Raw genomic sequence first — 7,332 nt, 5'->3', positions numbered from 1 at the left:
TTCTTCGCTGATGACGCGACACGAAACGAACTAAACAGTTTAAAGTAGAACGCAGTCGAAAGCAACGCTCTTTAACAGAACAGATTACCGATAAGTGTGAGTGCGGATGAGCCTCACACTGATTCAGAGAGACGAGATATATAGACATATACTTGTCAATAACTTTGAAGCAGACCAGTGATTTCGGAGGGAACTTCGAGATTGCAACAAGCTAAGATTAAACATAAGAGTTTGATCCTGGCTCAGATTGAACGCTGGCGGCATGCTTTACACATGCAAGTCGAACGGCAGCACGGAGAGCTTGCTCTCTGGTGGCGAGTGGCGAACGGGTGAGTAATGCATCGGAACGTACCGAGTAATGGGGGATAACTGTCCGAAAGGATGGCTAATACCGCATACGCCCTGAGGGGGAAAGCGGGGGATCTTATGACCTCGCGTTATTTGAGCGGCCGATGTTGGATTAGCTAGTTGGTGGGGTAAAGGCCTACCAAGGCGACGATCCATAGCGGGTCTGAGAGGATGATCCGCCACATTGGGACTGAGACACGGCCCAAACTCCTACGGGAGGCAGCAGTGGGGAATTTTGGACAATGGGGGGAACCCTGATCCAGCCATGCCGCGTGTCTGAAGAAGGCCTTCGGGTTGTAAAGGACTTTTGTTAGGGAAGAAAAGCTGGGTGCTAATACCATCTAGTGCTGACGGTACCTAAAGAATAAGCACCGGCTAACTACGTGCCAGCAGCCGCGGTAATACGTAGGGTGCGAGCGTTAATCGGAATTACTGGGCGTAAAGCGAGCGCAGACGGTTAAATAAGTCAGATGTGAAATCCCCGAGCTCAACTTGGGACGTGCATTTGAAACTGTGTGACTAGAGTGTGTCAGAGGGAGGTAGAATTCCACGTGTAGCAGTGAAATGCGTAGAGATGTGGAGGAATACCGATGGCGAAGGCAGCCTCCTGGGATAACACTGACGTTCATGCTCGAAAGCGTGGGTAGCAAACAGGATTAGATACCCTGGTAGTCCACGCCCTAAACGATGACAATTAGCTGTTGGGGTACTAGATGCCTTAGTAGCGAAGCTAACGCGTGAAATTGTCCGCCTGGGGAGTACGGTCGCAAGATTAAAACTCAAAGGAATTGACGGGGACCCGCACAAGCGGTGGATGATGTGGATTAATTCGATGCAACGCGAAGAACCTTACCTGGTCTTGACATGTACGGAATCTCTTAGAGATAGGAGAGTGCCTTCGGGAACCGTAACACAGGTGCTGCATGGCTGTCGTCAGCTCGTGTCGTGAGATGTTGGGTTAAGTCCCGCAACGAGCGCAACCCTTGTCATTAGTTGCCATCATTAAGTTGGGCACTCTAATGAGACTGCCGGTGACAAACCGGAGGAAGGTGGGGATGACGTCAAGTCCTCATGGCCCTTATGACCAGGGCTTCACACGTCATACAATGGTCGGTACAGAGGGTAGCGAAGCCGCGAGGTGAAGCCAATCTCAGAAAGCCGATCGTAGTCCGGATTGCACTCTGCAACTCGAGTGCATGAAGTCGGAATCGCTAGTAATCGCAGGTCAGCATACTGCGGTGAATACGTTCCCGGGTCTTGTACACACCGCCCGTCACACCATGGGAGTGGGGGATACCAGAATTGGGTAGACTAACCGTAAGGAGGTCGCTTAACACGGTATGCTTCATGACTGGGGTGAAGTCGTAACAAGGTAGCCGTAGGGGAACCTGCGGCTGGATCACCTCCTTTCTAGAGAAAAGAAGAGGCTGATTCGCATTCACACTTATCGGTAAACTGAAAAGATGCGAGAAGAGACTGAATAAACTGGGTTTGTAGCTCAGCTGGTTAGAGCACACGCTTGATAAGCGTGGGGTCGGAGGTTCAAGTCCTCCCAGACCCACCACATATTTAAGGACGCGGGGGCATAGCTCAGTTGGTAGAGCACCTGCTTTGCAAGCAGGGGGTCATCGGTTCGATCCCGTTTGCCTCCACCACGACTCTGTAGGAAGAGGGAAGTTAAATCAGGATACTTTGGAAATTAAAGGTAGTTTAGTCTGAGTACAGACGAAGCAGAAGCTAGCTTTAATTTGCGAAGTAACGCATCGATCTTTAACAAATTGGAAAGCCGAAATCAACAAACAAAGATTGAGGCACAGGAATCGGAATCTGGAAACAGATGAAGAAGAAAGTGCTGAAAGAATTGGGTGATGATTGTATCGCTGAACAACGAAAACAAAAGGCGTTGTTCAGACAACCAAAGCAGTAAGCTTTATGAGAGTAAAGGCCTTAGTCATATTCACTAGTCAACGGTGGAGATGGCGAAGTCAAGAGGTTCTTGAAATGATAGAGTCAAGTGAATAAGTGCATCAGGTGGATGCCTTGGCGATGATAGGCGAAGAAGGACGTGTAAGCCTGCGAAAAGCGTGGGGGAGCTGGCAATAGAGCTGTGATCCCGCGATGTCCGAATGGGGAAACCCACCATGTATAAGCATGGTATCCTGCACTGAATCCATAGGTGCAGAGAAGCGAACCTGGAGAACTGAACCATCTAAGTACCCAGAGGAAAAGAAATCAACCGAGATTGCGCAAGTAGTGGCGAGCGAACGCGTAAGAGCCTGTATATGATAGCCACTGAGATAGAAGAACAAGCTGGGAAGCTTGGCCAAAGAGGGTGAAAGCCCCGTATTCGAAATTTCAGAGGTGGTACTAAGTATACGCAAAGTAGGGCGGGACACGCGAAATCCTGTCTGAAGATGGGGGGACCATCCTCCAAGGCTAAATACTCATCATCGACCGATAGTGAACCAGTACCGTGAGGGAAAGGCGAAAAGAACCCCGGGAGGGGAGTGAAATAGAACCTGAAACCTGATGCATACAAACAGTGGGAGCGGAGTAATCCGTGACTGCGTACCTTTTGTATAATGGGTCAACGACTTACATTCAGTAGCGAGCTTAACCGATTAGGGGAGGCGTAGGGAAACCGAGTCTTAATAGGGCGATTAGTTGCTGGGTGTAGACCCGAAACCGAGTGATCTATCCATGGCCAGGTTGAAGGTGCCGTAACAGGTACTGGAGGACCGAACCCACGCATGTTGCAAAATGCGGGGATGAGCTGTGGATAGGGGTGAAAGGCTAAACAAACTCGGAGATAGCTGGTTCTCCCCGAAAACTATTTAGGTAGTGCCTCGAGTAAGACACTGATGGGGGTAAAGCACTGTTATGGCTAGGGGGTCATTGCGACTTACCAACCCATGGCAAACTAAGAATACCATCAAGTGGTTCCTCGGGAGACAGACATCGGGTGCTAACGTCCGGTGTCAAGAGGGAAACAACCCAGACCGCCAGCTAAGGTCCCAAATGACAGATTAAGTGGTAAACGAAGTGGGAAGGCCGAGACAGCCAGGATGTTGGCTTAGAAGCAGCCATCATTTAAAGAAAGCGTAATAGCTCACTGGTCGAGTCGTCCTGCGCGGAAGATGTAACGGGGCTCAAATCTGTAACCGAAGCTGCGGATGTCAGATAACTGACATGGTAGGGGAGCGTTCTGTAGGCCGAAGAAGGTGTGTTGAGAAGCATGCTGGAGGTATCAGAAGTGCGAATGTTGACATGAGTAGCGATAAACAGGGTGAAAAGCCCTGTCGCCGAAAACCCAAGGTTTCCTACGCAACGTTCATCGGCGTAGGGTGAGTCGGCCCCTAAGGCAAGGCAGAGATGCGTAGTCGATGGGAAACAGGTTAATATTCCTGTACTTGATTCAAATGCGATGTGGGGACGGAGAAGGTTAGGTCATCGATCTGTTGGAATAGATCGTTTAAGCCGGTAGGTGGAGCACTTAGGCAAATCCGGGTGCTTAACACCGAGAAGTGATGACGAGTGTCTACGGACACGAAGTGACTGATACCACGCTTCCAGGAAAAGCCACTAAGCTACAGTTTGAATGAAACCGTACCGCAAACCGACACAGGTGGGTAGGATGAGAATTCTAAGGCGCTTGAGAGAACTCAGGAGAAGGAACTCGGCAAATTGATACCGTAACTTCGGGAGAAGGTATGCCTCTGATGGTTAAGGATTAACTCCGTAAGCCGTTAGAGGTCGCAGAGAATAGGTGGCTGCGACTGTTTAATAAAAACACAGCACTCTGCAAACACGAAAGTGGACGTATAGGGTGTGACGCCTGCCCGGTGCTGGAAGGTTAATTGAAGATGTGCAAGCATCGGATCGAAGCCCCAGTAAACGGCGGCCGTAACTATAACGGTCCTAAGGTAGCGAAATTCCTTGTCGGGTAAGTTCCGACCCGCACGAATGGCGTAACGATGGCCACACTGTCTCCTCCTGAGACTCAGCGAAGTTGAAATGGTTGTGAAGATGCAATCTCCCCGCTGCTAGACGGAAAGACCCCGTGAACCTTTACTGTAGCTTTGCATTGGACTTTGAAGTCACTTGTGTAGGATAGGTGGGAGGCTAAGAAGCAGAAACGCTAGTATCTGTGGAGCCGTCCTTGAAATACCACCCTGGTGACTTTGAGGTTCTAACCCGGATCCATCATCTGGATCGGGGACCGTGCATGGTAGGCAGTTTGACTGGGGCGGTCTCCTCCCAAAGAGTAACGGAGGAGTTCGAAGGTTACCTAGGTCCGGTCGGAAATCGGACTGATAGTACAATGGCACAAGGTAGCTTAACTGCGAGACCGACAAGTCGAGCAGGTGCGAAAGCAGGACATAGTGATCCGGTGGTTCTGAATGGAAGGGCCATCGCTCAACGGATAAAAGGTACTCCGGGGATAACAGGCTGATTCCGCCCAAGAGTTCATATCGACGGCGGAGTTTGGCACCTCGATGTCGGCTCATCACATCCTGGGGCTGTAGTCGGTCCCAAGGGTATGGCTGTTCGCCATTTAAAGTGGTACGTGAGCTGGGTTTAAAACGTCGTGAGACAGTTTGGTCCCTATCTGCAGTGGGCGTTGGAAGTTTGACGGGGGCTGCTCCTAGTACGAGAGGACCGGAGTGGACGAACCTCTGGTGTACCGGTTGTGACGCCAGTCGCATCGCCGGGTAGCTAAGTTCGGAAGAGATAAACGCTGAAAGCATCTAAGCGTGAAACTCGCCTGAAGATGAGACTTCCCTAGGGATTTAATCCCTCTAAAGAGACGTTCGAGACCAGGACGTTGATAGGTCGGGTGTGGAAGAGTGGTAACACTTGCAGCTAACCGATACTAATTGCTCGTGAGGCTTGACTCTATCATTTGAAGGACTTCATACATGAGAGCATGTACAGAAGAAATGATAAAAGCTTACTGATGAATACACATCACCAAGATTAAGGCTTTCTGATTTGACAGTTTAATGTCTGGCGGCCATAGCAGGTTGGTCCCACGCCTTCCCATCCCGAACAGGACCGTGAAACGACCTAGCGCCGATGATAGTATGGATGCCCATGTGAAAGTAGGACACCGCCAGACTCCCCATAAGAAGAACCCGGTTGAGAGATCAGCCGGGTTTCTTGCTTTGGCTAAAGGCTAGAAGGCAATGAATATAGATGCCTGCTAGCAAAACATAACAGCAGCCTTGATGCTGCTGTTTGTATTTGTGCTTACTGTATATAGAGTGAATTAGCCAAGCCCATTAAAATCCTGCTGCCGCAATGCCTCGTACAGCACAATTGCGGCGGCATTGGAGAGGTTCAGAGAGCGGATATGCTCCGACTGGGGAATGCGCAGGCAGTTACAGCTACGTGCCCGAGCGAATTCTGCAGGCAGGCCAGTTGTTTCGCGGCCGAATAAAAAATAAATCTCCTGTGAGCTGTCACTAAAATCAAACTCAGTGTAATTGCGCGTGCCATACGTTTCTATCAAATATACCTGTGCATTAGTTTGAGCTTCCGTCATCTCTATAAAGGCTTCCAGACTGTCGTGGTAATGAATGTCTACGTGAGGCCAGTAATCTAGCCCGGCGCGTTTGAGCATTTTATCGTCAGTGGAAAAGCCCAGCGGGTGAATCAAATGCAGGCTGGTATGAGTGCCGGCGCAGGTACGGGCGATGTTGCCGGTGTTGGCGGGTATTTGGGGCTGGTAGAGAGCAATGTGCAGCGGCATGCTGGTCATTCTTAAAAAAGATTTAGTGTATATCAGATTGGATAACGATTGTATTGCAAAATTTCTTTATCAACTGTGCTTACTGTGTTGACGATATTATTTGCCTGCATACGAATATAATGGAATGGATATGCATATTCAAACAATAAAATTAAAGGGGTAGTTGTTTGTTAAATTTCATGGGAGGCAAATAGCCTAACGATGAATGTAATCGTTTGTGTTTGTACCAATAAGCATAAGCTGCAAAGGCTTGTTATAATTTTTGGATTGTCATGAACTTTTTTCTTTTAACAAGCTCAGTTTGAATCCTCTTAAATGTTGCTTGCGTCACTGCATTATCATACGGCCCCCTTTTTTTACTCAGCGAGTGTTGAATATTTAATGTATTGAAACATTTATCTGGTAATTGATTTGTAGTAGTCTTTATTTAATCTGACATTTAGAGTATTTTAAACCAATAATGGAGTGTCAGTAATGAATCAATCTGCAAAAATAATTAAACCAAAATTAGGTCTTTTAGAACTCGCTAAACAGTTAGGTAATGTTCAGCAAGCCTGTAAAGTCTTGGGATATAGTCGCGACAGCTATTATCGCTTCAAAAAACTCTATGAACAGGGCGGAGAATTAGCTCTTCAGGAAATAAGTCGCAAAAAACCTATAGAGAAAAATCGCGTAGAGCCTCATATTGAGCAGGCTGTCGTTAATATGGCTTATGAATTTCCTGCTTATGGGCAACATCGGGTAGCTAATCAGCTACGTCTGCAAGGAATAATGGTCTCTGGCAGCGGCGTACGTTCAATCTGGTTACGCCACGATTTAGAAAGCTTCAAAAAAGGCTGATCGCTCTGGAAACAAAAGTAGCTCAGGAAGGGCTTGTGTTAACAGAAAGCCAGCTACAGGCTTTAGAGAAAGCGAAAGCAGCGCGAGAGGCACAAGGTGAAATTGAGACCCAGCATCCTGGTTACTTATGCGCACAAGATACATATTATGTTGGTCATATTAAAGGGATTGGGAAAATATACCAACAAACGTTTATTGATACCTATTCAAGACTGGCGTTTGCTAAAGTATATACGGAGAAAAACAGTTTAGTTGCTGCGGATATACTCAATGATAAAGTGATACCATTTTTTGATAATGAGCAGGTAGCGCTTTTACGAATTCTGACGGATAGAGGAAGTGAGTATAACGGTCATAAAGAGCGTCATGCATACGAACTATATCTGAATTTG

1 protein-coding gene, 2 tRNA genes, 3 rRNA genes and 1 pseudogene are annotated in these 7,332 nt (G+C 48.0%); 6 read left to right on the top strand and 1 reads right to left on the bottom strand.

Annotation, left to right across the window (positions count from 1 at the left end; all coding sequences use genetic code 11):
* Positions 1 to 219: 219 nt before the first annotated feature.
* The 5 genes from BGI33_RS07495 to rrf all read left to right on the top strand — a co-directional run bounded on the left by BGI33_RS07495 (position 220) and on the right by rrf (position 5,467).
* Positions 220 to 1,758: ribosomal RNA gene (locus BGI33_RS07495) — 16S ribosomal RNA — on the top strand.
* Positions 1,759 to 1,835: 77 nt separating this feature from the next.
* Positions 1,836 to 1,912 (top strand) — tRNA-Ile (locus tag BGI33_RS07490).
* Positions 1,913 to 1,927: 15 nt separating this feature from the next.
* Positions 1,928 to 2,003: transfer RNA gene (locus BGI33_RS07485), tRNA-Ala, on the top strand.
* 353 nt (positions 2,004 to 2,356) lie between these two features.
* Positions 2,357 to 5,246 (top strand): 23S ribosomal RNA (locus BGI33_RS07480).
* 108 nt (positions 5,247 to 5,354) lie between these two features.
* Positions 5,355 to 5,467 (top strand): 5S ribosomal RNA (gene rrf, locus BGI33_RS07475).
* Together the 16S, 23S and 5S rRNA genes with 2 tRNA genes alongside form the textbook arrangement of a ribosomal RNA operon.
* Before the next feature lie 150 nt (positions 5,468 to 5,617).
* Here the strand turns inward: rrf and trmL are convergent.
* Complete coding sequence (trmL, locus tag BGI33_RS07470) at positions 5,618 to 6,100, bottom strand: tRNA (uridine(34)/cytosine(34)/5-carboxymethylaminomethyluridine(34)-2'-O)-methyltransferase TrmL (protein WP_100090615.1); 483 nt, start codon at positions 6,098 to 6,100, stop codon at positions 5,618 to 5,620.
* 474 nt (positions 6,101 to 6,574) lie between these two features.
* Between trmL and BGI33_RS07465 the strand changes: the two are divergent.
* Positions 6,575 to 7,332: pseudogene (locus tag BGI33_RS07465) on the top strand (helix-turn-helix domain-containing protein); the annotation flags it as partial.

It is taken from the genome of Snodgrassella alvi, from assembly GCF_002777425.1.
Taxonomy (GTDB): Bacteria; Pseudomonadota; Gammaproteobacteria; order Burkholderiales; family Neisseriaceae; genus Snodgrassella; species Snodgrassella alvi_B.
The sequence above is the reverse complement of the archived record's forward strand: the minus strand, read 5'-3'. Positions and strand labels throughout refer to the sequence as shown.

Excerpts from the sequence above, each read along its gene's own strand:
- trmL (WP_100090615.1), bottom strand. The coding sequence starts at position 6,100 with ATGCCGCTGCACATTGCTCTCTACCAGCCCCAAATACCCGCCAACACC.